This is a genomic window from Hoeflea sp. IMCC20628 (genome assembly GCF_001011155.1).
Lineage (GTDB): Bacteria > Pseudomonadota > Alphaproteobacteria > Rhizobiales > Rhizobiaceae > Hoeflea.
Genome location: NZ_CP011479.1, coordinates 198473 through 223621, shown reverse-complemented (window position 1 = coordinate 223621; position 25149 = coordinate 198473). Strand labels below are relative to the sequence as shown.

The 25149-nt window shown below is 57.2% G+C and carries 21 protein-coding genes; 8 read left to right on the top strand and 13 right to left on the bottom strand.

Translation table 11 applies throughout. From position 1 onward, the window contains the following. Window position 1: 1 nt before the first annotated feature. From IMCC20628_RS01075 to IMCC20628_RS01050, 6 genes are all read right to left on the bottom strand, one after another. Window positions 2–1624 carry a GMC family oxidoreductase N-terminal domain-containing protein gene (locus IMCC20628_RS01075; RefSeq protein ID WP_047032143.1) on the bottom strand — a complete coding sequence of 541 codons (1623 nt, stop codon included), beginning with the start codon at window positions 1622–1624 and terminating at the stop codon, window positions 2–4. Window positions 1625–1666: 42 nt separating this feature from the next. Then, on the bottom strand, window positions 1667–2524 hold the full coding sequence (locus tag IMCC20628_RS01070; protein WP_047028660.1) for an ABC transporter permease: 858 nt from the start codon (window positions 2522–2524) through the stop codon (window positions 1667–1669). Further along, a complete protein-coding gene (locus IMCC20628_RS01065; protein ID WP_197078371.1) occupies window positions 2524–3393 on the bottom strand; it encodes an ABC transporter permease in 870 nt (289 codons plus the stop codon). The genes IMCC20628_RS01070 and IMCC20628_RS01065 overlap by 1 nt, the downstream gene beginning before the upstream one ends. 10 nt (window positions 3394–3403) lie before the next feature. Next, entirely contained in the window at window positions 3404–4537 is a 1134-nt protein-coding gene (locus IMCC20628_RS01060; protein ID WP_047028659.1) for an ABC transporter ATP-binding protein, read from the bottom strand. 108 nt (window positions 4538–4645) lie between these two features. Next, on the bottom strand, window positions 4646–5722 hold the full coding sequence (locus tag IMCC20628_RS01055; RefSeq protein ID WP_082127954.1) for an extracellular solute-binding protein: 1077 nt from the start codon (window positions 5720–5722) through the stop codon (window positions 4646–4648). Between the two features lie 238 nt (window positions 5723–5960). After that, window positions 5961–7433: a PLP-dependent aminotransferase family protein gene (locus IMCC20628_RS01050; RefSeq protein ID WP_047028657.1), complete on the bottom strand. Its 1473-nt coding sequence runs from the start codon at window positions 7431–7433 to the stop codon at window positions 5961–5963. A 114-nt stretch (window positions 7434–7547) separates the two neighbouring features. On the opposite strand from IMCC20628_RS01050, the gene IMCC20628_RS01045 reads away from it, so the two are divergent. The 5 genes from IMCC20628_RS01045 to IMCC20628_RS01025 all read left to right on the top strand — a co-directional run bounded on the left by IMCC20628_RS01045 (window position 7548) and on the right by IMCC20628_RS01025 (window position 13720). After that, window positions 7548–8654 (top strand): mandelate racemase/muconate lactonizing enzyme family protein, encoded by a 1107-nt coding sequence (locus IMCC20628_RS01045; RefSeq protein ID WP_047028656.1) that lies wholly within the window; start codon window positions 7548–7550, stop codon window positions 8652–8654. Window positions 8655–8739: 85 nt separating this feature from the next. Next, entirely contained in the window at window positions 8740–9732 is a 993-nt protein-coding gene (locus tag IMCC20628_RS01040) for an aldo/keto reductase (protein ID WP_047028655.1), read from the top strand. 243 nt (window positions 9733–9975) lie between these two features. Then, window positions 9976–11676, top strand: a complete 1701-nt coding sequence (locus IMCC20628_RS01035; RefSeq protein WP_245307851.1) for a sugar phosphorylase — start codon at window positions 9976–9978, stop codon at window positions 11674–11676. Next, window positions 11673–12491, top strand: coding sequence for an HAD-IIB family hydrolase (locus IMCC20628_RS01030; protein ID WP_245307850.1), 819 nt, complete (start codon window positions 11673–11675; stop codon window positions 12489–12491). The genes IMCC20628_RS01035 and IMCC20628_RS01030 overlap by 4 nt, the downstream gene beginning before the upstream one ends. Before the next feature lie 11 nt (window positions 12492–12502). Next, entirely contained in the window at window positions 12503–13720 is a 1218-nt protein-coding gene (locus IMCC20628_RS01025; RefSeq protein ID WP_047028652.1) for a glycosyl transferase, read from the top strand. A gap of 108 nt (window positions 13721–13828) precedes the next feature. Here IMCC20628_RS01025 and katG read toward each other — a convergent pair whose 3' ends face one another. Continuing rightward, window positions 13829–16027, bottom strand: coding sequence for a catalase/peroxidase HPI (gene katG, locus IMCC20628_RS01020; protein WP_156174373.1), 2199 nt, complete (start codon window positions 16025–16027; stop codon window positions 13829–13831). Window positions 16028–16285: 258 nt separating this feature from the next. Between katG and IMCC20628_RS01015 the strand changes: the two genes are divergently transcribed. Further along, window positions 16286–17191, top strand: a complete 906-nt coding sequence (locus IMCC20628_RS01015) for a hydrogen peroxide-inducible genes activator (RefSeq protein WP_047028651.1) — start codon at window positions 16286–16288, stop codon at window positions 17189–17191. A gap of 126 nt (window positions 17192–17317) precedes the next feature. After that, the gene (locus tag IMCC20628_RS01010; protein WP_047028650.1) at window positions 17318–18148 is read left to right on the top strand and encodes a substrate-binding domain-containing protein; all 831 of its coding nucleotides are present in this window, start codon (window positions 17318–17320) and stop codon (window positions 18146–18148) included. 92 nt (window positions 18149–18240) lie between these two features. Here IMCC20628_RS01010 and IMCC20628_RS25530 read toward each other — a convergent pair whose 3' ends face one another. Next, the gene (locus IMCC20628_RS25530; RefSeq protein ID WP_245307849.1) at window positions 18241–18504 is read right to left on the bottom strand and encodes a hypothetical protein; all 264 of its coding nucleotides are present in this window, start codon (window positions 18502–18504) and stop codon (window positions 18241–18243) included. A 15-nt stretch (window positions 18505–18519) separates the two neighbouring features. Here IMCC20628_RS25530 and IMCC20628_RS01005 point away from each other — a divergent pair, with 15 nt between their 5' ends. Next, on the top strand, window positions 18520–20406 hold the full coding sequence (locus IMCC20628_RS01005) for a GGDEF domain-containing phosphodiesterase (protein ID WP_245307848.1): 1887 nt from the start codon (window positions 18520–18522) through the stop codon (window positions 20404–20406). 267 nt (window positions 20407–20673) lie between these two features. Here the strand turns inward: IMCC20628_RS01005 and IMCC20628_RS01000 are convergent, their stop codons facing one another. From IMCC20628_RS01000 to IMCC20628_RS00980, 5 genes are all read right to left on the bottom strand, one after another. Continuing rightward, on the bottom strand, window positions 20674–21087 hold the full coding sequence (locus tag IMCC20628_RS01000; protein ID WP_245307926.1) for a heme-binding protein: 414 nt from the start codon (window positions 21085–21087) through the stop codon (window positions 20674–20676). 142 nt (window positions 21088–21229) lie between these two features. After that, window positions 21230–22435, bottom strand: coding sequence for a CoA transferase (locus tag IMCC20628_RS00995; protein ID WP_047028648.1), 1206 nt, complete (start codon window positions 22433–22435; stop codon window positions 21230–21232). Continuing rightward, window positions 22432–23217: an enoyl-CoA hydratase/isomerase family protein gene (locus IMCC20628_RS00990; RefSeq protein WP_047028647.1), complete on the bottom strand. Its 786-nt coding sequence runs from the start codon at window positions 23215–23217 to the stop codon at window positions 22432–22434. The genes IMCC20628_RS00995 and IMCC20628_RS00990 overlap by 4 nt, the downstream gene beginning before the upstream one ends. After that, window positions 23214–24494 carry a TRAP transporter large permease gene (locus IMCC20628_RS00985; RefSeq protein WP_047028646.1) on the bottom strand — a complete coding sequence of 427 codons (1281 nt, stop codon included), beginning with the start codon at window positions 24492–24494 and terminating at the stop codon, window positions 23214–23216. The genes IMCC20628_RS00990 and IMCC20628_RS00985 overlap by 4 nt, the downstream gene beginning before the upstream one ends. Continuing rightward, the gene (locus IMCC20628_RS00980; RefSeq protein ID WP_245307847.1) at window positions 24494–24979 is read right to left on the bottom strand and encodes a TRAP transporter small permease; all 486 of its coding nucleotides are present in this window, start codon (window positions 24977–24979) and stop codon (window positions 24494–24496) included. The genes IMCC20628_RS00985 and IMCC20628_RS00980 overlap by 1 nt, the downstream gene beginning before the upstream one ends. Window positions 24980–25149 lie beyond the last annotated feature (170 nt).

The following is a 25149-nucleotide window of genomic DNA, read 5'->3' as shown; positions in this document are numbered from 1 at the left end:
CTTATGTTCCCGCGTGGTCGGAGAGGATCATGTCTGCCCCTTTTTCCGCCACCATGATTGTCGGCGCATTGGTGTTTCCTGATGTCACCGTCGGAAAAACAGACGCGTCGATGACCCGCAGATGTGTCAGACCGTGAACCTGAAGCCGTGCATTTACCACGCTGCCGGTCTCGTCCTCGCCCATGCGGCAGGTGCTGACCGGGTGGAAGACGGTGCCTGCCCGCGCGCGGATATCTGCAATCATCTCCTCGTCAGTTTCCACCTGACGTCCGGGACGGATTTCCTCCTCGAGAATTCCGGCAAAGGCAGGCGCCTGAGCCAGTTTGCGCAGAAACCGGGCGCCTTCCAGTTGCTCTGCAACATCATGATTGGTCGACAGATAATTCGGATGGATCGCAGGCGTATCCAAAGGGTCGGACGATCGAAGTTCCAGGTGCCCGCGGCTGGTCGGCCGGGTTGGCTGGGTTCCCATAATGACCCCCGAGAACGGGTCGGGGCTCATCAGTAGCCGCTTGCCCGGCGGCGCTTTGGTATAACTGACCGGCGAGAAATAGAGCTGCATGTTCGGCCGTTCCAGCTCGGGCCGGGTCCGTATAAAGCCACCCGCTTGATTAACCCCGAGCGAAAGCGGTCCCCTGCGCCGAAGAACATAGTTGATGCCGTGTCGCAATTTTCCGAGCAACGGCCTCAGCTCATCATTCAGCGTACGGACCTTGGCCTTGTAGGTATGGTCGATACACAGATGATCCTGCAGGTGCCGGCCGACATTCGGTTGCTGGCGCACGACATCAATGCCATGCCGCTTGAGCACATCGGCGGGACCGACGCCGGACAGCATCAGCAATTGCGGCGAATTCACCGACCCGCTCGAAACGATAACTTCGCGGCCAGCCAAAACCTGCTCGAGCTTTCCGTTGCGGACATATTCGACACCCTTGGCGCGCGTTCCGTCAAACAGAATCCGGGTCGCGTGAGCGCGCGAGATGACAGTCAGGTTGGGGCGCCGTCTTGCCGGATGCAGATAGGCGCGGGCCGCCGACATCCGGAAGCCGCCCTTGGCGGTGTTCTGGTACAGACCTATGCCTTCATTGGTGGCGGCATTGAAATCCGGATTGTAGGTCAGGCCGCATTCTTCTCCGGCACGGATAAAATTCTGACAGGTCGGATGCAGGTCCTGGTCCATGGTCGAGACATGCAACGGCCCACCGCCGCCACGCCACTCGGTTGCGCCCTGATCGCTGGTTTCGCTCTTCCTGAAAAAGGGCAGCACATCGTTCCACCCCCAGCCGGGATTGCCCATAGCAGCCCAGTCATCAAAATCACCCTGATGCCCACGGATATAGACCATGGCGTTGATCGAGGAAGAGCCGCCGATCACCTTGCCGCGCGGCCAGTAGCTGACACGGTTGTCGGTGCCCGGATCAGGCTCGGACCTGTACATCCAGTTGATACGCTTGTCGTAAAACGCCATGCCATAGCCGATCGGCATCCAGATCTTGTAGTTCCTGTCATGGCCACCGGCTTCGAGCAGCAGCACGGAATACTTGCCGTTCTCGGACAGCCGGTTGGCCAGCACACAACCAGCCGAACCTGCGCCAACAATCACAAAGTCATAAGTCTGCACGGGAAGCGCCACTCTTTGGTTCGGGGACTCCGGTATGGGGATTCAGGTTTGGGGTTTGTCGCGTTGCACCAGGATGGAAACCACGGCGAGAAGCGCCGAGCCGACCATCAGGAAGAACGAGACTGCATTGAGCACCGGTGTTGAGCCGACCTTGACCATCCGGTCATACATGGTGATCGTCAGCGGCGCTTCAGATCCCACCAGAAACAACGTGGTGTTGAAGTTTTCAAATGACACCAGAAACGCCACGATGCTGGCAGCGGCCATCGCCGGAAACAGGAATGGCAAAGTGATCGTCCGCAACACCCGCACCCGGCTGGCGCCAAGATTGAATGCGGCCTCTTCCATCGATTCATCGAATTTCTTCAATCGGGCGATAATCACCAGCGAGGTGATTGTGGTGATGAAGGAGAACTGCCCAAGCACCACCAGGATAATTCCAGGACGCAGGAAATCCAGATCGAGCGAGAACGCTTCTTCGGCCCCGTTGGCGATGTTGCTGGCGAGCAGCAGGATCGAGATACCCAGAATGACGCCGGGAATGACCAGCGGCAACACCATCATGATGTAGAAGAAATCCTTCGCCGGGAACTTGCAGCGCACGAACAGGAAAGCATTGCAGGTGCCGACAAACACCGAAAGCAACGACACAAAACTTGCAATGACGAAGGAATAATAGAGCCCGCGCAGCAGTCTCCGGTCATGAAACATTCCGAGCTTTGGTTCGGTGTCGTTGAAGAACCAGTCAAGCGTGAACCCCTGCCAAGGCAGCGAGGGAAAGACGGAATCATTGAAGGCAAACATGCCGGCGGCAACCAAGGGTGCCGCCAGAAACACGAAGAACGCTGCCACATAAAGCCGGTAGCTGGTCAAGAACGCGGTGTTGGGTTTGATCGCCATCAGCTTCTCGCCACTGTGCTGTTCAGGGTCTGACCCGATAGTTTCAGGCCGCCCCAAACCACCAGCGATGTGAACGCCAGCAGCAGGAAGCCAAATGCCGCACCGGATTCCCAATTGTAGCGGGTAATGAACTGGTCATAGATCTGCTCGGTGAACCAGCTTGAGTTCTTGCCGCCCAGCAGGATAGGCGTCAGATAGCTGCCGGCAGTCAGCATGAACACGACGATGCATCCCGACACGATGCCAGGCATGGCGTAGGGGATGATGATCCGGCGCAGCACGGTCGGGCCATTGCCGCCGAGATTGTAGCCAGCTTCGATCATTGCATTGTCCATGCCGTCCAGCGTCGAGACCAGCGGCACGATCATGAACAGGATCACTGTGTAAACCAGACCGACGATGACAGTGGCATCATTGTACAAGAACTCGATCGGCGTGCTGATCAGCCCGGCCCATTGAAGGCTGCTGGAGACGATTCCGGTTTCCCTGAGCAGCAGGATCCAGCCGAAAGCCCTGATCAGGTCGCTGACCCACAGCGGGATCAGGCACATCAGGAACAACGCGCCACGGGTGCGATTACCGGCAATCTTGGCAATGTAATAGGCGATCGGAAACCCGAGCACCAATGCCAGCGCGGTCACCAATAGCGACATCGAGCCGGTGCGGATAAGGGTGTTCCAGTAGATCGGCTCGGTGAAGAAATTGATGTAATTGTCCAGCCCGAATTCATAGACCCGCGGCGCGACCTTCTCGCGAAGTGAAATGTAGAACATGCCCAGATGCGGCAGTATGATCAGCAACGCGATCCACAGCGCGAACGGCGCAAACAGGAGTATGAGCGACAGCCGTTTGATGTCTTTTTGCATCATCGGATCATCCTCAAACCGTAAAGCTCATGGTCTGTTCGGCCGACCATGAAAGCGTGACGTGATCTTTTGGCTTCAAATCCTGTGTTCCGCCGGTCAGCACAACATCAGCCTCAATAAGCTCTCCCGCCTGATCGCGAACGAGAACCCGGCTGTTGGCACCATTGAACAGGATGCTGTCGATTTTGCCTTCAATCACATTCTGGTTCGCACCGGTGGTATCGGCTTTCCCGGCAGATCTTTCCGCCTTGATGAATTCCGGGCGGACAAAGGCATTGACCGCATCGCCAACACTTGCAGCACCGCCGCCGCGCACGGATCCGCGCATGGTCAGTCCGGCCTCTGTTTCAACTTCGACAGTGCCGCCTTCGACGCGCGACACACGGCCCGACCATCGATTTGTGTCTCCGACAAATCCGGCGACAAAGGCCGCCGAAGGCTTGTGGTAAAGTTCTTGCGGCGTACCGATCTGAACGAATTTGCCTTCATTCATGATCGCCACATGGTCGGACATGACCAGCGCTTCGGACTGGTCATGGGTGATGTACACAAAGGTCGTATCGAACTGATGCTGCAACAGTTTGAGTTCGATCTTCATCGCCTCACGCAGTTTCAGATCCAGAGCGCCAAGGGGTTCATCAAGCAACAGCACATCGGGGTCGAGCACCATGCAGCGGGCAATGGCGATGCGCTGCTTCTGGCCGCCGGAAAGCTGGGTGATCTCGCGATTGGCCACATCGGGTAGTGAAATGCGCTCGAGAACATCATGCACCTTGGTGCGGATCTCCTCTTTCGAGGCACCGGCACAGCGCAGGCCATAGGCAATGTTCTCATAGACATTCATCATCGGGAACAAGGCCAGATGCTGGAACACCATCTTCACATTGCGCCGGTTCGGCGGTGTGTCGACAACGGATTTCCCCTTGATCCGGATATCGCCAGATGTCGGTTGCTCAAACCCGGCGATCATCCGCATCAGCGTTGTCTTGCCGCATCCCGATGGGCCGAGAATGGAAAAGAACGAACCCTTGGGGATCTCGAAAGAGACATCATCAACGGCCCGGACGGACCCGAAGTGTTTTTTGATCTGGATACATTCCAGATCGTACTCGGCGTTTGCCAGATCGTTCCCGGTGTTTGATTGCATCGAGTGCCCAGTGCGTTGTCGTCATCAGTCATTGAAGGTCTGATGCGGCTGCGCAAAAAGGGATTGCGCAGCCGCATCATGTTACGAAAAAGGATCGTAGTGCCGGGCTTATTCGGAGCCGGTGGCAGCCTTGATCTTTTCCAGCGTCTTGCCTTCCATATCCTCAACACCGGCGGGGATGTTGGCGAAGAACTTCAAATTGTTGATGTCTTCGTCGGTAAAGGAGGCATTGACGGCAGCCTTCTTGTCATCAGGCAACAGGTCCTTGCCGCCATTCACGGCTGCAATGGCGCCGGTGCTGGCCGACATGATCTTCACGTTCTCAGGCTCAAGCACAAAGTTGATCCACTTGTAGGCGGCATCATCAGCTTCGCCCTTGCGCGGCAATGCGAAAGTGTCGATCCAGGCAAGCGCGCCGGTCTTCGGTGGCACGAACACGATGTCCTTGTTTTCGCCATAGAGCTTGTAGGCGGTCGAGTCCCAGGTTTCCGAAGCCACGATTTCGCCTGACATCATCATCGCCGAAAGGTCGTCGCCGCCCTTCCAGTAGGCCTTGAGGTTGTCCTTGCACGAGATCAGCTTGTCGGCGACCTTGTCCAGAATGGTCTGGTACTTGTCGAGGTCGGCATAGGCTGCAAACGGGTCTTCGCCCATGTCGAACGCCATCCCGAGCAGGATGGTGCGCTTCAGGCGCATCGAGGTCTTGCCCTTGTACTGCGGATCGCAAAGGTCGCCCCATGCCTTGACGTCAGGCGCCAATGCCTTGTTGGCCATCAGGCCCGATGTGCCCCACTGGTGCGGCACGGCATAGACTTCGCCATCGATCGTGGTGTTGGCTTTCACGCCTTCAAGCAGCTTGGTCTGCATGGCCTCGGTGTTGATCTTGGAAAGATCCATCGGCTTGTATATGTTGTATTCCTGCTGAACCGCATAAATGCGGTCATGGCTCGGCTGAGCCAGGTCAAAACCGGCGCCGCCGGTAGCGCGAAGCTTGGCGATCATTTCCTCATTGTTGGAGAAAGTCACCTCGACAGTGATGTCGGGATTTTGCGCTTCAAACTTCTTTACCAGCTCGTCAGGAGCATAAGAGCCCCATGTCAAAAGGCGCAAGGTCTCTGCCTGCGCCGGCACGGCTGCCATAACTGTTGTCGCCAATAGCCCGGCCATTGCTAATTTCATGATCATTTTCAACTCCCTTTGAACCCTCTGAATACCAGCGCATTATTGTTTATAATTCGCGCAGATAGCAAGAAGCGTAATCCCTCATTGGACTGCACCGCATATCCATTCTAGATATTTTTCCATACCAATTTATGACAATCAGCCGCTTATCCGCGGGGCAACGCACTTCAGCGAAATTGCGGCAAAATTAACACGTCGGAAATGGCTGTTTCCAACGCAGCCTCATCGACAAATCAGCCCTTCAGGCAAACAAATGCGCCATGACATCCATACCGTGCCGGATTTCGCTCTCGCTGGCCGCTCCGTAACCGATCACCACACCCTTGCGGTCGATCGGAGTGAGGCAGTAGCGGCTGATGCCCGACAGGGTGAGGCCTGCCGCATGGGCAGCCGCAACGAAGTCGTCCTCGCTTCGCCCCGGTTCCTTGAAGTAGCCGACCGTGTGAAAGCCGGCTGACGCCCTTTGGACATGCATGTGCGGCTCAAGCTGCCGTGCATGCTCATGCAGAATCTCGTGACGCCGTTTGTAGTGCTGACGCATGGTTCTGATATGCGTTGCAAAATGGCCTTCATCGATGAAATCGGCAACGATGGCCTGCGGCCAGGTCGGAACCCCGCTCAGGGCAGACGAAAAAATGCTCGACATGGATTCAACCATGCTGACCGGCGCCACAATGAATCCAAGCCGCAGCGAGGGAAACAGCGTTTTGGAGAACGTGCCGACATAGATCACCCGGCCATTTGTATCGATGCTCTTCAACGTCGGAAGCGGCTGATCACCGAAATAGAAGTCGCCGTCATAGTCATCCTCGACGATTAAGGCATCAGCCCGATCGGCGGCATCCAGAAGCGCCAGTCGCCGCGACAGGCTCAAGACCTTGCTCAGCGGCTGCTGATGTGAGGGCGTGACAAAGGCCAGCCTGAAGTCCGGCGCCTTGGCGAGCCCATCCTCGACAACAATGCCCTCATCATCCACAGCTACCGGAACAAGTTCGGCTCCCTGCGAGATGAACGCATTGCGCGCGCCAATGGCGCCAGGATTCTCGAACCAGACCTTTTCTCCCCGATCAAGCAGCATGCCGCCGATCAGCGAAAACGCCTGCTGTGCCCCGCCAACGACAAAAATCTGTTCCGGGTCGCACTGAATCCCCCGGCTGGCATTGAGATGTGTGGAAATGGCGGCGCGCAGCCGCGGCAATCCATAGGGATTGCCATAGCCCATCACCGCGTCCCGGTCCGACCTGAGATGCCGCGCTGAAAGCCGCGCCCATTGCGCCATCGGAAACGATGCCAGTGCCGGAAGGGCTGTGACAAAGGCCTGCGATTTGTGCGGCAACCGCCGCCGCTCTGCAAACAATTGCTGGGCCTGGATGGTTGAAGGCGAAAGCCTTGGCTGCCTCTCCACATCTGCACCGGCGGCATGAAGCTTGACCGGTGCCCGTCCGGTCATCGTGTGACTGACGAAAGTGCCCGCGCCGATGCGCGATTCCAGAAGCCCCTCGGAAATCAGCCGACTGACCGCATCGAGCGCTGTTGTGCGCGACACACCGACTTCGCTCGCCAGTGTCCGCGTCGCCGGCAGGCGCTCGCCGCCGTTCAAGCCGCCAGACAGGATGATGTCGCGCAATCCCATATAGAGCTGGACGCTTATTTTGCGGTCCTGCGACCTGTCGATGCGAATCGAGGAGAGAATGGCTCCGGCTTTGGTTTTCATCGATGGCGTCTCGATACAGCTAAATTGGTCTGGAAGCTTTGCGAGATTGGACCTTATCGTAAGTCCAATCGACCCGCTACGGTTTGTCAAAACGTCGGCACAGGTTTACAGAACATGAAAATCGCTCACATCGAAACGTTCACCAACGAGTTCGTCTGCTTTGTCAAAGTCACCACCGATACAGGCGACATTGGCTGGGGTCAGGTTGCCCCCTATTATGCTGACATTACAGCCCAGATCGTCCATCGGCAGGTCGCGCCCTATGCATTGGGTCAGTCAGCCCTCGACATCGACTACCTTGTCGATCTGATCCCAGAGAAAGAGCACAAGTTTCCCGGCTCCTATTTGAAGCGCGCTCTCGGCGGCCTCGATACCGCTCTTTGGGATCTGCGTGGCCGCCTCGAAGGCAAGCCGGTCTGTGAACTCATCGGCGGGACACCCGGCACAGTTCGCGCTTATGGATCTTCGATGAAACGCGACATCACGCCCAAAGATGAAGCCACACGACTAAGCAGCCTTCGTGACAAGTTCGGCTTTGATGCCTTCAAGTTCCGGATCGGCGCCGAATGCGGACGCGGCAAGGACGAATGGCCCGGCCGTACCGAGGAAATCGTACCGACCATGCGCAAGGCCATGGATGACAACGTCGCACTGCTGGTCGACGCCAACTCATGTTATTCGCCGGCTCAGGCCATCGAAATCGGCAAACTGCTCAAGGACAACGGCATCAGCCATTTCGAAGAACCCTGCCCCTATTGGGAATACGAACAGACCAAGCAGGTGACCGAGGCGCTGTCGATTGATGTCACGGGTGGCGAACAGGATTGCGAACTGCCGAACTGGCGCTGGATGATCGACATGAAGGCGGTCGACATCGTTCAGCCCGACATCTGCTATCTCGGCGGCCTGACCCGCACATTGCGTGTCGCCGACATGGCGCACAAGGCTGGCCTGCCCTGCACGCCGCATTGCGCCAACTGGTCAATGGTGACGCTGTTCACCATGCACATGCTGCGCGCGATCCCAAATGCGGGAAAGTATCTCGAGTTTTCCATAGAGGGCGAGGATTACTATCCCTGGCAGGACGGGCTGTTCGTTGAATCGCCCTATGCGATTGTCGATGGCAAGGCGACCGTCACCAACGCACCTGGTTGGGGCGCGGAAGTCAGCCCCGCCTGGCTGGAGCAATCCAGACATCAGATCAGCAGCTTCACCGGCTAAATGTTTGCCGGTTGCATGGTGTGGACATTTTGGAATGGGCGGTGTCGAATAGCCCGACCAACTCATCCACAGCCAGAGAGACATCATGCAGCAGCGTCAATTGGGACAAGCCGGTCCGCGGATTTCGGCCATCGGCCTCGGCTGCTGGAATTTTGCGGGTCCCTACGGCCCGACATCAGAGAAAGAAAGCCATGAAACCCTGGCTGCCGCCAGAGATTTAGGAATAGACCTGCTCGACACCGCCAATGTTTATGGCATGGGCGTGTCGGAAAAAATCATCGGCAGTTACCTGCGCGACCATCCGGGCCATTTCAGGATTGCCACCAAAGCCGGCATCCGCCGTGATCCGGCCACCGGCGACCGCTGGTTCGACAATTCCGCCGACCATTTGCGCAGCGAGCTCGAAGCTTCGCTGACCCGTCTCGGCGTCGAGCATGTCGATCTGTTCTATGTCCATCGCCGCGAGGCCGACCGGCCGATCGAAGAAGTTGTCGAAACGCTTCTGCGGTTCCAGCAGGAAGGCAAGATCGGTGGCTTCGGCTTTTCGGAAATTTCACCGGCCTCACTCAGGCTGGCACACGCGGTCTCGCCGGTGGCAGCGGTGCAGAGCGAATATTCACTGTGGACCAGACAGCCCGACCTGGGAATGGTTCAGGCTTGCAAAGAACTCGAGGTTGCCTTCGTGGCATTTTGCCCGCTGGGACGCGGCATCTTTGCAGTCAAGGCACCGGAGCCTGCGACATTCGGCAACCAGGATTTTCGGAAATCCAATCCGCGATTCCTCGAGCCCAACCTGTCCCGCAACCTTGCCGCTATCGCCCCTTTCAAGGATTATGCCCGCGACATCGGCGCTACGCCGGCTTCCCTGGCCATTGCCTGGGTGCTTGCGCGCGGACCGCATGTGATTCCCATTCCCGGAACTCGCTCCGCCGACCACCTGACGGACTGCGTAAATGGTGCCGCGCTGGAAATCACTTCGGCAAATCTCTCCGAAATTGACCGTATTCTTCCTGCAGGTTTTGCCCATGGCAACCGTTATTCCGCAGCCCAGATAAGCGGTGTCGAGTCCTACTGCTGAGCACGCAGATAAGCCTCTGAACAAATAGATCTGCATTCCGCCCGCGCTTCCGGATTTGCGCTGTGCCGTGCGCACCGCAAACCTACGCAGCACGCGGCGGAATCAGAAATATCGACCGACCATCTTGCCTTGAAACAGAATAGTGCTAAAAATTTGGTCATGGCGAATTTTTATGCAAATTCATACGAAACCATAGCCGCGGACCCGAAGCGATTTCCCAAAAGATTGCGCGACGGGCTTCAGATGCTGCTTCTGTCCATCTACCCTGAGCATGATCAGGCGGCATTGCTGGATCAGACCCTGAGCGCATTCTGGCCAGACGGCGAGCAGCCGAAACGACGTGGTCGTGTCCCGGGCAATGCACTGTGGAATGAAAAAGACAGCTATGTGATCACCTATGGCAATAGCTTCGTCAATGGCGAGCACAAGCCGCTGGATTTGTTGTTTGATTTTCTGGACGGCCATCTGAAGGATATCACCACCGGCGTGCATATCCTGCCGTTCTTTCCCTACACATCCGACGACGGCTTTGCGATCACCGATTACTATGCGGTCGACAGCGGGCTTGGTGCCTGGGAGGACATCGGCCGTATCGCCGGAAAATTCCGGCTGATGTCCGATCTGGTGATCAATCACTGCTCGAGCCTGAGCGGCTATTTCAGCGAATATCTGCTCGGCCACCCCCCTTACGACAAGTTCTTCTTTGAAGCGTCGCCGGACGATGACCTCTCCATGGTGGTCCGTCCCAGGGCGCATCCGCTTCTCAGGCAGGTCGAGACCGCCAACGGTACAAAACATGTCTGGTGCACCTTCAGCCATGACCAGGTTGATTTTAATTTTTCAAACCCGGAAGTGCTGTTTGAATTCCTGCGAATCCTGCGCTTTCATATCTCCAAAGGGGTCCAGACCTTGCGGCTGGATGCGATCGCGTTCCTGTGGAAGGAGCCTGGCAGCCCGTCCATCCACTTGCGGCAGACGCACGAAATCGTCCGACTGATCCGGTTGCTGGCAGATTACACCAGAGAACCGCTGGTTCTGCTCACCGAGACCAATGTCCCCAACACGGAAAATCTGAGCTATTTCGGCAATCGCAATGAAGCTCACATGATCTACAATTTTTCGCTGCCGCCGCTGCTGCTGCACGCTTTGCTTCACGGAACATCCAGACATCTCAATGCCTGGCAGATGACCATGCCACCTGCCCAGCTCGGCTGCACCTATTTCAATTTCACCGCCTCGCATGATGGCATTGGCATGCGCCCCGCCGAGGGTTTGCTGAGCGAGGAAGATATCGGCCGTGTGATTGAAACCGTGCAGAAATTCGGCGGTTTGCTGTCCATGCGCAAAATGCCCGATGGCGGCACCCGGCCCTATGAAATCAACATCGCGCTGTTTGATGCTCTGAAGGGAACCATTGCAGGCGTGGATGAGTGGAACGTCGAGCGGTTTTTGTGCAGCCAGATCATCGCCATGGGCCTGGAAGGCATACCCGGTTTCTATATCCATTCCTTGCTTGCGACGCAGAACGATCATGACGGAGTGGAAAAATCCGGCCACAACCGGGCCATCAACCGCCACCGCTGGCATTATCCGGACCTGCTGGAACAACTGGATGATCCCGCAAGCCACCATGCACGCGTTTTCAATGCACTGACCGGGGTGTTGGAAAAACGATCAAAACAGCCGGCGTTTCATCCCAACGCTACCCAATTCACCCTCCAACTGGGCGATCAGTTTTTCGGCTTCTGGCGGCAGAGCATGGATCGGGCGCAAAGCATATTCGCCATCCACAACCTCACCAATGACACGGTCGCGATCCCGGTCATGTCGCTCAATCTGATCGGCGGCGAAAAATGGACCGACCTGATATCCTGCGAGGACATCGCAGGTGTTACCGGTGAGATTGAATTTGCCCCCTATCAATGCCGCTGGATCACCAATTGACCAATGCGATCCTGCCCCTCCCCGACATCGCCAACCTGATTATATTCACCGATCTCGACGGCACGCTGCTCGATCATGAAACCTATTCCTACACTGAAGCTCTTCCGGCTCTGGCAAGGCTGCGCGAGCTGAAGATCCCGCTGGTTCTGGCTTCAAGCAAAACCGCTGCGGAGATCATCCCCTTGCGGCAGGAATTGGGCTTTTCTCATTGCCAGGCCATTGTCGAAAACGGATCCGGCATCCTTGAAGGCGAAACCGACACCACCCAATCCGGGGACAAATATCAGTCCATCCTACTCGCCTTGAATGCGCTGCCGCCGGCTTTGCGAAGCCAGTATGAGGGTTTTTCCGACTGGAGCGCGGAAGAAGTTTCAGAGCGAACCGGCTTGAGCATCGAGCAAGCGGTGCGAGCCAAGCAACGCCGGTTTTCCGAGCCCGGTCTTTGGCTTGGCACCGACGCCAGCCGGGATGAATTTATCACCGCGCTCAAGGCAGATGGCTTTACCGTCCTGCAGGGCGGTCGCTTCATGACTTTGTCATTCGGCGGCAACAAGGCGGAGCGTATGGTCGAGATCATCCGTCAACATGCCAGCGGGTCCGGCCACCAGGCCATCAGCGTGGCGCTCGGCGATGCCGGCAATGACGTGGCGATGATCGAGCAAGCAGATTTAGGCGTGATCATCCCCAATCCGGCGCATGGCGGCATTCCCCCGCTCGCCGGCGAAGCCACCGGGCAAGTCATAAGGGCAACGCAGGCGGGCCCCAGGGGCTGGAACGAAACCATCATGTCGCTGTTGCAGGCAGCAGCAAAATAGCAGGAGCTCACATGGGCGATTTTCACCAGAATGGCAGCGTGGCCACCCTCCACAATCTCACCCATATGCCGCTGGACATGATGGAAAGCCAGCTCCGGCAATTCTCCGCCACCCGCAAGATCACGCTGATCCTGCCATCGCTGTTTGCGGAATTGGGCCGCGATGCACTTTCCAAAATCCTCGATGAACTCAGTGGTGCGACCTATATCAACCATGTGATCATCGGCCTTGATCAGGCGACCGAGGAACAATACCGCTTCGCCCGGGAGTATTTTTCACGCCTGCCGCAGAAGCACGACATTCTGTGGAATGACGGCCCTCGGCTCAAGGCCATCCACAACCAGCTGGAAGCTGCCGGTCTGGCGCCCAGCGAACCCGGCAAGGGCCGCAATGTCTGGTACTGCATTGGCTACGCGCTGGCCTCGCAAAACTCCGATGTTGTGGCGCTGCATGATTGCGACATCACCACCTATTCCCGCGAAATGCTGGCGCGCCTGGTTTACCCCGTGACCAACCCGGCGTTCCCCTACCAGTTCTGCAAGGGCTACTACCCCCGCATCGCCGACGGGAAGCTCAATGGCCGGGTGTCGCGGCTTCTGGTCTCGCCCTTGCTGCTGTCAATCCAGAAGGTCTGCGGGCATCTCGACTACATCGAATATCTCAAGGGCTTCCGCTATCCGCTGGCCGGAGAGTTCGCCATGCGTGTCAGCATCCTGCCCGATATGCGCATTCCGTCGGACTGGGGACTGGAGATCGGCGTGCTGTCGGAGGTCTGGCGTAATCTGTCCAACCGGTCAGTCTGTCAGGTCGACATCTCAGACGCCTATGATCACAAACATCAGGAACTTTCCAAGGCCGACGCATCCCAGGGCCTGTCGCGCATGTCGATCGACATATCGAAAGCCCTGTTTCGCAAACTGGCGACCGATGGTGTGGTTTTCTCGCAAGAGACGTTCAGGACGATCAAGGCCACCTACTACCGGACCGCGCTGGACCTGATCGAGATGTATCACAATGATGCGGTGATGAACGGTCTTCACACCGATCGGCACCAGGAAGAGGAAGCGGTGGAACTGTTCGCGGCCAACATCGTCACTGCCGGACATATTTTTCTGGAAAACCCGATGGAAACGCCGTTCATTCCGAACTGGAGCCGGATCCAGTCTGCCGATCCCGACCTTTTGCGCAATCTGCACGAGGCCGTCGCCGCCGACAGTGCAAGCGGCTGACGCGCCAGTTCAGCCGGCGCGGCAAATCACCGGTTTGCCCGGCTGTCAAACACAGTTCGGGCGCGGACAGAAAACCATCCGCGCCCGAAAATACCGTCGATGCCCTGATCAGGCGATATCGAAGCGATCGGCGTTCATCACCTTGGTCCAGGCGGCAACGAAGTCCTTGACGAATTTGTCCTTGGCATCGTCCTGCGCATAGACCTCGGCAATCGCCCGCAGCTGCGAGTTGGAACCGAACACCAGATCAACCCGGCTGGCGGTCCATTTCGGTTCGCCCGTCACGCGGTCACGGCCTTCGAACTCTTCCTCGTCCTCGTCCAGACCTTCCCACTTGGTGTCCATGCTCAGAAGATTGACAAAGAAGTCATTGGTCAGCGTTCCGGGGCGATCGGTGAAGACACCGTTCTTGGAGCCGCCATAATTGGCGCCAAGCACACGCATGCCACCAAGCAGAACCGTCATTTCCGGCGCTGTCAGCGTCAGCAACTGCGCCTTGTCGATCAGCAGTTCCTCGGCCGCGGATGTATAGCGGGTCTTGAGGAAGTTGCGGAACCCGTCTGCGGCAGGTTCAAGCACATCATAGGATTCGACATCGGTCTGGTCCTGCGATGCGTCCATGCGACCCGGGGTGAGCGGAACCTCGACAGACCGGCCGGCTGCCTTGGCGGCCTGCTCGATGCCAACCGACCCGGCCAGCACGATCAGGTCAGCCATCGACACTTTCTTGCCGTCAGTCTGGGCATCATTAAAGGCTGTCTGCACAGCTTCCAGCGCTGCAAGCGCCTTGGCCAGCTTCTCGGGCTCGTTGACCTTCCAGTTCTTGGCCGGGTTGAGCCGGACGCGCGCGCCATTGGCACCGCCGCGCTTGTCAGAACCGCGGAAGCTCGAGGCAGCGGCCCAGGCCGTTGAAACCAGCTCGGACACCGATAGGCCGGTGTTGGCAACCTTGACCTTGAGCGCCGCGATATCCTGAGCATTGACCAGCGGGTGGTCGACAGCCGGGATAGGATCTTGCCACAGCAGATCCTCAGCCGGGACTTCGGGACCGAAATAGCAGGTCTTGGGACCCATATCGCGGTGCGTGAGCTTGAACCAGGCCCGTGCGAATGCATCGGCGAACTCGTCCGGGTTTTCGTGGAAGTGGCGCGAGATCTTCTCGTAGATCGGGTCGAACCGCAGCGCCAGATCCGACGTCAGCATCGACGGCGCAATCCGCTTTGACGCATCATGCGCAGACGGCACCGTGCCGGCGCCGCCGCCGTCCTTCGGTGTCCACTGGAAAGCACCTGCAGGGCTCTTGGTCAGCTCCCATTCGAAACCGAACAGATTGTCGAAGAAATGGTTGCTCCATTGCGTCGGTGTCTGGGTCCATGTGACTTCGAGACCGCTGCCGATGGCATCTGCTCCAAAGCCGGTTCCATGTTTGCTGGTCCAGCCCAGACCCTGCTCGGCAATGCCTGCAGCTTCAGGATCAGCCCCGACCAGTCCGGCGTCACCGGCGCCATGGGTCTTGCCGAAGGTATGGCCACCGGCGATCAGCGCCACGGTTTCATAGTCGTCCATCGCCATGCGGGCAAAGGTGTCGCGGATATCACGGGCTGACGCCAGTGGATCAGGCTGACCACCGGGACCTTCCGGGTTCACATAGATGAGCCCCATCTGAACTGCAGCGAGCGGATTTTCCAGCTCGCGCTCGCCGCTGTAGCGAGTCTTGTCGTCAAGCCACTCGCTTTCGCCGCCCCAGTAGATGTCTTCTTCCGGCTCCCAGACATCAGTGCGTCCGCCAGCGAAGCCGAAGGTCTTGAAACCCATTGATTCCAGCGCGACATTGCCGGTCAGGATCATCAGATCCGCCCAGGAAATCTTGTTGCCGTATTTCTGCTTGATCGGCCAGATCAGGCGGCGGGCCTTGTCGAGATTGACATTGTCGGGCCAGCTGTTGAGTGGCGCAAAACGCTGCGCGCCGGAGGTCGAGCCGCCACGGCCGTCAGCGGTGCGATAGGTGCCGGCACTGTGCCAGGCCATGCGGATGAAGAACGGACCGTAATGCCCGAAATCGGCCGGCCACCATTCCTTCGAATCGGTCATCAGCGCGCGCAGGTCCTGCTTCACCGCGTCCAGATCGAGCGTCTTGAACGCTTCGACATAATCGAAATCTTCACCCATCGGATTGGAAGGCGCAGCATTCTGGTGCAAAATCTTGATGTTGAGCTGGTTCGGCCACCAGTCGCGGTTCGAACGTATGCTGTTGTTTGTTGCGCCGTGGACCACGGGGCATTTGCCGGCTTTCGCATCGATATTCATTGTGTTCTCCGATCACATTTTGATTGATCGGTTCATCTGGCGATGAACCCTGAAATTCTGGAAGCTGGCAATTCTTGTCTCAAAAGGCCGGTTCGGTTGCCGTTCCGCTACACAGCACCCTGAAGCCATGCAGGCCAAAGTCATCGAGATCAATTGCAGATGGATTATATCATCTCTGCCGCGTTTCACCTTGAGCTATAGCAAAACCTATCTATTAATTTAAGTTGAATTATATGATCGCTCTGATAATTTTAAACTATGAGAAATTTGACACTCAAGCAGCTCCGCTACTTCGAGGCGCTGGCCCAGCACAATCATTTCGGGCGCGCTGCGAATGCCTGCGCCATCTCACAGCCCGCCTTGTCCGTCCAGATCAAGGAACTGGAGGATTCGCTTGGCGCCAAGCTGTTCGAACGCGCCGCGCGTCAGGTCCGGCTGACCAGTTTCGGAGAGGAGTTTGCCTTGCGCGTTCGCCTCATTCTCCGGGCTGTGGATGAGCTGAGCGAATTGGCGCTGGCCTCGCGGGATCGATTGGTCGGCAGGCTTCGCATCGGCATCATCCCGACCATTGCACCCTATTTGCTCCCTGCCATCATCAGCAACATGACCCTGATGAATGACGGGATAGACCTTCAGATCCGCGAAACCCTGACGCCGCAACTCGTAGACGAATTGACCGAAGGACGTCTGGATGCCGCTGTCGTAGCCCTGCCGATCTCCGAGCCGTCACTGACGGAGATTGCGTTGTTTGAGGAGAGTTTTGTTCTGGTCCGGCCAAACAAGGATGACGGAAAACCGGTGCCCAATCGCGAAGCCCTGCGCGAAATGAAACTGCTTCTGCTCGAAGAAGGCCATTGCTTCCGCAATCAGGCATTGTCGTTCTGCAACATCCAGTCCTCCCGTCCACGGGAAATCCTGGACGCCAGTTCCCTGGCAACGCTGGTCCAGATGGTCGGCTCGGGAATGGGCGTTACCCTGATTCCGGAAATGGCGATTACCGTGGAAACCCGCTCGGCGCCGGTTTCGATCGCCCGGTTCAGTGAACCGCAGCCCGCCCGGACAATCGGCATGATATGGCGCAAGACCAGCCCCCTGTCCAAGCAACTGATGGAAATAGCGGAGGTTGTAAAGCAATCTGCACCCGCGCCCGGCCAGCGGAGTTGAGTGCAACTCGCCCTCAAGGTCAGCGTCAGACACATATTTACCCGATACTTTTCACCCCCCTCTGCTTTACAAAGTTTTCAGGTGTACCCCCCTATACACCGTGCTCCGATGCGCCCTGGAGCTGTAATGACCAACCCTTTTCTTCGAGCCTCATCCTCCTGCCTGATGGCAACATTGACTGTTTGCTTCGCTGTGTTGCCTGTTTCCGCAGCAGAGACGCTGCGCCTCGGTGGAACCGGCTCAGCGACAGTGTTGGTGGAACGGCTCGCCGCGGCATTCGAAGCCAGTGAATCCGGTCTGAAGGTTCAGGTCATTCCAGGTCTCGGCAGTTCCGGTGGAATTGCTGCAGCCCAGGACGGCGCCCTCGACATTGCAGTCTCCGCGCGCCCCTTAAAGCCGGCGGAGACCGGACTGGTCGAAGTCGTTGCCGTGATCACACCCTACGGACTTGTCAGCTCGAATTCCAAGCCCGGCGATATAGCAAATGCCGACGTCGCCGCCTTCTTCGCTTCGACCACCTCTATTTGGCCAGACGGATCGCCGGTCCGGATCATACTTCGGCCCAAAAGCGAGAGTGACACCGCGCTCCTTGGCCAGACATTTCCGGAAATGGCCGCCGCCATCGATCAGGTGCGAACACGCATCGACGTTCCCCTGGCCGCGACAGATCAGGACAATCTCGAAATGGCGAAAGCCATTGACGGGTCACTCGTAGGCACGAGCCTGGCGCAGATGGTGACAGAACAGCATCAATCGGAATTGCACTTTCTGACAATCGACGGCGTGCAGCCGACGCTCGAAAACCTGGAGAATGGAACATACCCATATTTCAAGCCATTTCGATTTGTCCATGCAGAAAACCCCGAACCGCAGGTTGAGCGGTTTCTGGCATTTGTCGGCTCCAGCGAAGGCAAGAGCCTGTTGCGTGAGGCAGGCAGCCTCCCGGCGGCCCAGTGACCAGCGCGTTGAATACCGCAATACGCATACGGATCGCTCTCGCGATAGGCATTGCGATCGCGGTAATCCCGCCATTGGCTTATGGACTGGTTTCATACCGGTACCTGACCAGTGAGTTCACGTTCATCGCGGACATGCAGGCTGCCAGAGTTTCCAAGTATATCTACGCACATGAAGATTTGTGGCAATATCAGCAGGTCCGGCTCGCCGAGATTGTCGAGCTCCACATTGATCAGTCCGCCACGACCGAACAACGCATCTTCGACAATGACGGAAAACTGTTGCTCACTGTCGGTGAATCGCCCGGGCAGTTGCAACTGACACAAGGTTCCCCCCTCATCGTTGCCGGTAAGCAAATCGGCCGCCTCGAGGTGTCAATTCCGCTTGCGTCATTGGCGCTAGAACTTTTCCTGTTCGGCCTGCTTTCCACTCTGGTTGGCACAGCGGCCTATTTTGTCCGGTCCATACCGCTTCGCAAGCTGGACCAAGTTGTCTGCGAACTTGAAGCCGCCAAAAACATCCTTGAACAGCGTTCGGGGCAATTGAACGAGGCACAGCATCTGGGAAGAATAGGAGACTGGGCCTACAATTTCGGCGAGGAAGACCTCTGGTGGGCAGATGAGATCTTCAATCTGCTCGGCTATGATCGGGCTGCCTTTCAGTTGACGCGCGACAAGGTCATGGAGCTTTATGCAGACGACGATGCGAGCCGGCTACTGGAACTGCAAGCAGAAGTCGTGCGCTACGGAGTTGTCAAAAGTCTCGACGTCAGGGTCCGGCGTGGCGATGGGGCATTCGGACACTTCGCTGTCACCACCAAGCTCAAGACCGACAGCATGGGCCATAAAACGGGTGTCTACGGCACCATCCAGGACATAACCGACCGCAAACTCGCTTCCGAGCAACTGGAAAAACTGGCGTTTCACGACCCGCTGACGGGGCTGGCAAACAGAACCTTGTTTCACAGGCGGGTTGATGATGCTCTGGGGCGATGCGCGCGAACCGGGGAAATCGGTGCGCTGCTATTGCTCGATCTGGACCGCTTCAAGGACGTCAATGATACACTTGGCCATGCGGTTGGTGACGCGCTTCTCGTCAAGGTGGCACATCTGCTTGCCCGAACATTGGGGAATGCGCATTTTGTGTCCCGCCTTGGCGGTGACGAATTCGCGGTTCTCCTCGAAGGGATAACCGATCGGGAAGAGAGCGAAGCCATTGCCAGCGAAATCGTCAGGGTGATCTCCGGCATGACGGTCCTCGATCGCATCGAAGTGACAGTCGGCACAAGCATCGGCATCGCCATGCTTCTCAATCACGGCAGGACGTCAGACGAACTCTTGCGTAGCGCAGACCTCGCGCTTTACCGCGCCAAGGAAGAAGGTCGTGGACGGTACAGGGTTTTCGAGGCCAGCATGGACGAAGCCGTGCAAGAGAAGGTGGCGTTGTCACTGGACCTTCGCAATGCGCTGGCCAATGACGAAGGCCTTTCGGTTCATTATCAGCCGCAGGTTGATCTTTCGACCGGCCGGGTCATCGGATACGAGGCACTGATCCGCTGGGATCACCCCGTCCGTGGAAATGTCCCGCCTGACGTGTTCATTCCCATTGCGGAAAGCTCCCATCTCATATGCGACGTGGGCTATTGGGTCATGAGGCAGGCTGCCCTCCAGGCAAAGCAGTGGCTGGAGGCCGGCGTTCCGACACCGACGATTGCCGTCAATGTGTCTCCCGCGCAGATATGGAATTCCGATCTTGTCAGCGATGTCAGCCGCGTTCTGACCGAGACCGGCCTTCCACCACATTTGCTATGCCTGGAACTGACCGAAAGCCTGTTGATGGACCAGAACGAAAGTCGTGTGCGCAATGTCCTGAAGAGCTTGAAAGAATTCGGCGTGACCCTCGCACTCGACGATTTCGGCACCGGCTATTCTTCGTTGGGATACCTCACCCAGCTTCCATTCGACAAACTGAAGATCGACCGCATTTTCATCGACGGCGTCAACAATTCGCGACGCTCGACTGAATTGCTGAGCGGCATCATCGCGCTTGGCCGCGGGTTGGGAATGACCACTATCGCTGAAGGCGCAGAAACGCAGGAGGAGATAAAGATCCTGCAAGAGCTCGGATGTGACCAGGTCCAAGGCTTCTTCTTTGCCAGACCTACACCCGCGGATGAGGCACTGGCCTTCGCCCTTAGAATGGATGCCGATGCACTGGCATCACAAGCGCCGCAGCTTGCCAGAGCTGCGGCGGGTTGATCCCGCGTTACGATCGCCGGGCCGAGAGCGCCCTGCATGACAGGAATTGGTCCTAGTCCCGCCGCAAACCGCTGACCCGGACGTTTCCCGAACGCGCGCTTCCAGACACCCTCTGGCGCCTTGGCCTATGAAAATGGCTCAGGCCGGTTCGACGGGCCTCCGCGAGCTAACGCATACAGCCCAATATACGCATCGATTTTGCAACAACGAGATGCACAAACAAAAAGCGTTTGCAGGTCGTCCGCTTCCGCATTGATGCTGCACCCATCAGCCACCATCAGCTTCAAATCCAGCCGCTTGAATGGCTGCGATTGCGCAGGCTTCGTCATTGTCTGACGAGTCACCTGTAATGCCCACCGCACCCAGCAGGGTGCCTTTGAATTTTATCAGCACACCACCCGGTACCGGGACGAGTGATCCTGCCGCCAGGCTGTTCATCGACTGTATGAAAAACGGTTGCAATTGGGCGCGCTCAAATATTGCGCGTGAGCCCATTCCCATGGCAACCGCTCCGCGAGCTTTTCCCTGCGCTATTTCGGGACGCAGAGTGCTCATGCCGTCCTCACGTGCCAGAGCAACAAGGAAGCCGCCACTGTCGAGAACCGCGACTGTCAGCGGCTTCATGTCCTGTTTCTTGCGCCATTCCAGCGCAAACGCGATAATGGACTGTGCGGTCTGCAAATTGAGTTCCAAGACTTGATCTCCCCGGGGTCTGATAATTCGAAATGCGTTGGCCTTGTCGCCGGATTTCCCGGCCTGGCTCACATAGCTGATCTTGACAGCCTAAAGTGCAGATCACTGCTATCACAGGATCGGGAACAGATCAGGCTGCGATGACAGCCTCACTGCGGATCAACGACTCTATGTCTGCCGTTTCATAGCCCATTTCAACCAGAACCTCTCTGGTGTGCTGCCCCAAAACCGGAGCCGCCTGAGTGATCCTGGCCGGGGTTTCACTGAATTTCACCGGGTGTCCCAGCGTTTTGACCTGTCCTGCCTTCGGATGATCAACCTCAACAATCATCTCGCGGGCCAGAGCCTGTGGATCCTGATGCATTTCGAGAATATCCAGAACCGGTCCGGCCGGCAATTTGGCCTCTTCCATCTTGGAGAGCCAATTCGCAGTGGTGTCTTGTTTGAGAAACCCGTCAAGAATTCGAACCAACTCAGGCAAGTTCTTCATGCGCTGCAGGTTTGAGGAAAATCGGGGATCGGCATCGAGTTCAGGCGCAGAGATCACATTGAGAAACCTCAGCCAGTTGCTCTGATTGGCGGCGCCCACATTTATCCATCCGTCGCTTGTCTCAAAAGACTGATAAGGCGCGTTCAAAGGATGAGCCGAACCGAGCGGCTTGGGATTTTCGCCCGTTGCGAAGGCTATGGCTGATTGCCAGTAAGTCTGGACAATCGCCGCCTCGAAAAGCGAGGTGTCAACCTTTTGCCCACGCCCGGTCTTGAGCATGTTTGCATAGGCCGCAGAAATCCCCATTGCGGCCAATATACCTGCATTGACATCGGAAATCGGAGCAGCAACCTTCACCGGCGGACGGTCAGGCCCTTCTCCAGTGATTGACATCAGCCCGGACATGCCTTGAGCGATCAGGTCAAACCCGCCGCGGGCCGCATAGGGACCGGTGCGGCCAAAGCCTGAAATCTCGCAATAGATCAGGCGCGGGTTGAGCTTTGAAAGCACATCATAGCCAAGCCCCAGCCGCTCCATTGTGCCCAGCCTGTAATTTTCGATCACGACGTCTGCATCCAGCAGCAGCTTGTGCAAGACCTCGAGCGCCGCGGGGTCCTTGAGATTGAGCGCAATGCCGCGCTTGTTGCGGTTCATCATCATGTAGGCAGCGGATTGGCCTTCGATTTCCGGCGGCACAAACCTGCGACTGTCATCACCGGTCGGCTTTTCCACCTTGATCACATCCGCGCCCATGTCTGCGAGCATGAGCCCGCAAACAGGGCCTGCCATGATATGGGCGAGTTCGATGACCTTCATACCTGCAAGTGGACCGAATGATGCTGTCATTTGCCTTTCCACTCCGGCTTGGTTTTGCCGAGAAAGGCTTCCATGCCCATGCGAAAATCTTCGCTCATGTAGCACATGGTGATCAAGTCAGCGTCATCCACCTGTGTGGCCATCCGGTTACGGCGCATGGCTTCCTTGGTTGCCCGCAAGGTCAGCGGCGCCATGGTGCCGATATGATGTGCAAGTTCCTCTGCGCGGGCCAGAAGCGATGGTTCGTCTGGCAAAATCTCGCTGATCAGCCCGACAGAAAGCGCCTCATCGGCCATCATGAGCCTTGCCGTAAAGATAATCTCCCGCACACGCCCTGCACCAACCAGATCAGAAAGACGTGCAAGGTTTGCTGCCGTCAGACAATTGCCGAGGGTCCTGGCGATCGGAAAGCCGAACTTCAAACTGGCTGACGCAATCCGCACATCACAAGCTGCAGCAATCGCTGCGCCACCGCCGGTGCACGCACCGTTGATGGCAGCAATAGTCGGCAGCGGACACCGCTCGACGGCATCAAGAACACTGCTGATCCGTGTTTCATAATCCAACGCATCTTGCGCCGTCTCGAATGCCCGAAACTGGGTCATGTCGGTACCAGCGGCAAAAGCCTTGCTACCTGCACCAGACAGGACAATGCAGGTCACAGACCCATCTGTCGGAGCATCCCGGCAGATCCTGGCAAGCGCCTCGTACATGCTGAACGTCAGTGCATTGCGGCTTGCCGGACGGTTGAAAGTGACCCAGAGCGTCTTGCCGCGCACTTCCTGTGTCAGGTCAGGCGTGAGGTCGGTCATCGGTAGAAATACTCCACGAGGAACATCGGAACAGACGGCACATAGGTGCACAGCATCAACACAGCCAGAAGGACGCCGACGAACCAGATATTGACCTTCGAGACCTCCCAGATATTGGCCCTTGCCACCGAGCAGGCGGTGATCAGAACCGATGCCACCGGTGGCGTCTGCTGACCAATGGCAAGGTTGAGTGTGACAATCAGACCAAAATGGACGGGATCAATACCCGCCGCGGTAATCAGCGGAATCACGATCGGGATAACGAGAATGATGGCCGCTGCCGAATGCAGGAAGAAACCAATGATGAGGAAGAAGAAATTCAGAATCAGCAGGATCGCCCATTGCTGAGTAGTGATTGACAGGATGCTCTCGGCCAGTTGCTGCGGAATCTGGGCGCGGGTCAGAAAGCCCCCCATCAGAACGGAGGCTGCGACCAGAAGCATGACAACTGCGGTCTGAATGCCACCGTCCAGCATGGCACGTCGCAGGTGGCTCCAGTCGATGTTGCGATACCATGCCGACACAACAATGGCGGCCAGAACGGCAAGGCCGGCAGCTTCAGTCGCCGTCACGAAACCACCGAAAATGCCACCGAGGATGATCATTGGCAGGGCAAAGGCGGGAAGAGCATCGACAAATGTTTCGCGCACCCGCGGCATGTTGAAGGCTTCTTCGGTTGGAAAATTGTAGCGCTTTGCAAACAGGTAGGCGACGCCCATAAGCCCCGCCGCACCCAGCAAACCCGGCACCACACCCGCGACGAAAAGCTGTTCGACCGATGTGTTGGCGGATGCAGCGTAAAGGATCATCGGAATCGACGGCGGAATGATGATGGCGAGAGACGCGGACGATGAGGTGACTGCCGCCGAGAACTCCTTGCTGTAGCCACGCTTCTTCATTTGCGGGATCAGAATCGACCCCATGGCCGCGACATCAGCGACCGCAGATCCGGAAATTTCGGCAAAAAACAGGGACACCCCGATATTGACCATGGCCAACCCGCCACGGACAAAACCGATCAGGCTGGAGACAAAATTGATCAGCCGGTCGGTGATGCCGCCGGCATTCATGATGGCGCCGGCCAGAACAAACATCGGGATTGCAATAAGCGAGAAATTGGTCGAGCCGTCATACATGTCAAGCGCGATGGTCACCAGACTGTCGACGCCTTCTGTTAGCACCAGACCTATGACACCACACATGGCAAGTGCCACGGCGATGGGTACATTGATGCAGATCATCAGCATCAACCCGACAAAAATGGCGAATATCAGCATCAGACACGGTCCTTGTTTTTTTCAAGCTCAGCTTCGACTTCTTCCTCGATCTCGGCGTGTTCAAGCGAAATCCCTGCAGCAGAAGTCTTCCAGTAGCCAGGCAGACTGAGAAGTTGGCACAGAATAAACAGCAGCGCGCCAATCGGGATAACCGATTGCGTCACCTGCACTGGAACCCATCTTATCGAAATCAGGGTATCGCCTGCGAGCACTTCGAGAACCTGAAATCCTGCCCGCGCCATCAGGATAAAGAACACCAGCACGATCGCTTCGCCCAAAAGCAACGCCCCCATCCTCAGCGTGCGGGGTAGAGCGAGCAAAACCGTATCAAAACCGATATGACGACGGTGCAGCGCCGCAAGCGCCGACCCGTAATAGGTAATCCAGGCCAGCATGATTGCGGCAACTTCATCGTACCAGGAAAAGCTTTGCCCCAGCAGGCGCGCAATGACGGCAAGCGTCACGATCACGGTCAGAACAACCATAAGGGATATGGTAATCCACTCGAGTATCTTGCCCAAGACCGAGATGATCTTCGGCAAAAAAGAGGACGAGGCTTGCTCCATTGCGGACCTGTCTATTCTGAATTTTCAAGAGAGTTCGAGCGGCCAAACGGACCACCACACGACGGCATCATTCGAGATGATCGGGCAAC

What these genes read in the sequence shown, in the direction of transcription:
- IMCC20628_RS01070 (WP_047028660.1), bottom strand. Translation starts at nt 2,524, where the DNA reads ATGGCGATCAAACCCAACACCGCGTTCTTGACCAGCTACCGGCTTTAT.
- IMCC20628_RS01065 (WP_197078371.1), bottom strand. Translation starts at nt 3,393, where the DNA reads ATGATGCAAAAAGACATCAAACGGCTGTCGCTCATACTCCTGTTTGCG.
- IMCC20628_RS01060 (WP_047028659.1), bottom strand. Translation starts at nt 4,537, where the DNA reads ATGCAATCAAACACCGGGAACGATCTGGCAAACGCCGAGTACGATCTG.
- IMCC20628_RS01055 (WP_082127954.1), bottom strand. Translation starts at nt 5,722, where the DNA reads ATGATCATGAAATTAGCAATGGCCGGGCTATTGGCGACAACAGTTATG.
- IMCC20628_RS01050 (WP_047028657.1), bottom strand. Translation starts at nt 7,433, where the DNA reads ATGAAAACCAAAGCCGGAGCCATTCTCTCCTCGATTCGCATCGACAGG.
- IMCC20628_RS01045 (WP_047028656.1), top strand. Translation starts at nt 7,548, where the DNA reads ATGAAAATCGCTCACATCGAAACGTTCACCAACGAGTTCGTCTGCTTT.
- IMCC20628_RS01040 (WP_047028655.1), top strand. Translation starts at nt 8,740, where the DNA reads ATGCAGCAGCGTCAATTGGGACAAGCCGGTCCGCGGATTTCGGCCATC.
- IMCC20628_RS01035 (WP_245307851.1), top strand. Translation starts at nt 9,976, where the DNA reads ATGCTGCTTCTGTCCATCTACCCTGAGCATGATCAGGCGGCATTGCTG.
- IMCC20628_RS01025 (WP_047028652.1), top strand. Translation starts at nt 12,503, where the DNA reads ATGGGCGATTTTCACCAGAATGGCAGCGTGGCCACCCTCCACAATCTC.
- katG (WP_156174373.1), bottom strand. Translation starts at nt 16,027, where the DNA reads ATGAATATCGATGCGAAAGCCGGCAAATGCCCCGTGGTCCACGGCGCA.
- IMCC20628_RS01015 (WP_047028651.1), top strand. Translation starts at nt 16,286, where the DNA reads ATGAGAAATTTGACACTCAAGCAGCTCCGCTACTTCGAGGCGCTGGCC.
- IMCC20628_RS01010 (WP_047028650.1), top strand. Translation starts at nt 17,318, where the DNA reads ATGACCAACCCTTTTCTTCGAGCCTCATCCTCCTGCCTGATGGCAACA.
- IMCC20628_RS00995 (WP_047028648.1), bottom strand. Translation starts at nt 22,435, where the DNA reads ATGACAGCATCATTCGGTCCACTTGCAGGTATGAAGGTCATCGAACTC.
- IMCC20628_RS00990 (WP_047028647.1), bottom strand. Translation starts at nt 23,217, where the DNA reads ATGACCGACCTCACGCCTGACCTGACACAGGAAGTGCGCGGCAAGACG.
- IMCC20628_RS00985 (WP_047028646.1), bottom strand. Translation starts at nt 24,494, where the DNA reads ATGCTGATATTCGCCATTTTTGTCGGGTTGATGCTGATGATCTGCATC.
- IMCC20628_RS00980 (WP_245307847.1), bottom strand. Translation starts at nt 24,979, where the DNA reads ATGGTTGTTCTGACCGTGATCGTGACGCTTGCCGTCATTGCGCGCCTG.